The sequence below is a fragment of the Nocardia sp. NPDC050793 genome, from assembly GCF_040654065.1.
Classification (GTDB): domain Bacteria; phylum Actinomycetota; class Actinomycetes; order Mycobacteriales; family Mycobacteriaceae; genus Nocardia.
On sequence record NZ_JBFAHG010000035.1, the window covers coordinates 1 to 1,128 of the forward strand.

Annotated in this window: 1 protein-coding gene and 1 pseudogene; both read right to left on the reverse strand. The window is 66.0% G+C overall.

Features of this window, described 5'->3' with window-relative positions:
• Positions 1–275 (reverse strand): SDR family NAD(P)-dependent oxidoreductase (locus AB0H50_RS35555; protein ID WP_357461679.1); only part of this gene is annotated, 275 nt, incomplete at its 3' end.
• Positions 268–1,125, reverse strand: a pseudogene (locus AB0H50_RS35560) (cytochrome P450); the annotation flags it as partial. The gene AB0H50_RS35555 and the pseudogene AB0H50_RS35560, both read right to left, overlap by 8 nt.
• Between the last annotated feature and the right edge of the window lie 3 nt (positions 1,126–1,128).

A 1,128-nucleotide genomic window follows, 5' to 3' on the forward strand; every position in this document is an offset into this window, starting at 1 on the left:
TCGACGATCTCGGTGGGGCCGAGCGCGTCCTCCGCGGCAGTGACGAACCGATCGACCGAGTCGGTCGACGACACGTCGAGATGATGAGCGAACGCTTCACCGCCCTCGCCGCGGATCTTCTCTGCGACGGCCTCGCACTCGTCGACGCGTCGAGCACCGAGAGCGACGGGGTGCCCGAGTTCGGCGAGCGCGTAGGCGGTGGCGGTGCCGATGCCGGACGACGCGCCGGTCACGATCGCCGGGCGCCGGCCGGGGTGGGGTTCGAATCTAGGCATGTCGATCGGTGACCTTCATGGGCAGGGCCGCGAAGCCTCGGACGTTGGTGGAGTGCACGCGTTCGCAGCGGTCGACGTCGACGTCGTAGTCGGTGACGCGCCGGGCGAACTGTTCGAGCGCGATGGTCGCCTCGAGACGCGCGAGGTGGGCGCCGAGGCAGAAGTGCACCCCGCCGCCGAAACTCGCGATCTTCTGGGAACTGTTGCGGCCGATGCGGAAGGTGTCGGCATCGTCGAACACTTCCGAGTCGCGGTTGGCGGACCCGATGAGCAGAAGCACCTTGTCGCCGGCGGGGATGGTGGAGCCGTGCAGTTCGATGTCCTCCGCCGCAGTGCGGGCGACGAGCTGGCTCGACGTGTCGTACCGCAGTGTCTCCTCGACCCATTCCGGCGTGCGCGAGGGATCGGACAATACTTGCCGCACTTCCGATTTGTTCTCGGCTCCCCAGAACATCGCGTTGCCGAGCAGCTTCGTGGTCGTTTCGTTCCCGGCCACCACCATGAGGAACATGAATCCGATGATCTCGTCGTCCGACAATCGGTCGCCGTCGATCTCCGCCCCGAGCAGAGCCGAGGTGAGATCGGCTGTTTCCTTCGCACGGCGCTCGGTGATCATCCGGGCGAAGTAGCCGACGAGATTCAACGAGGCGTCCATCGCGGCGACCGGCACGTCGAGCACGCCCTCCTCGCGGTGCACGACGAGGTCGGCGAGCCTGCGGATCTCGGCGCGGTCGGATTTGGGAACGCCCATCAGTTCGGAGATCACGTCCATGGGCAGCTTGCCGGCAACGTCCGAAATCCAATCGAACTCGCCTGCCGCCAAAGCCGGTTCGAGGTATTCGAGGGTGATTTA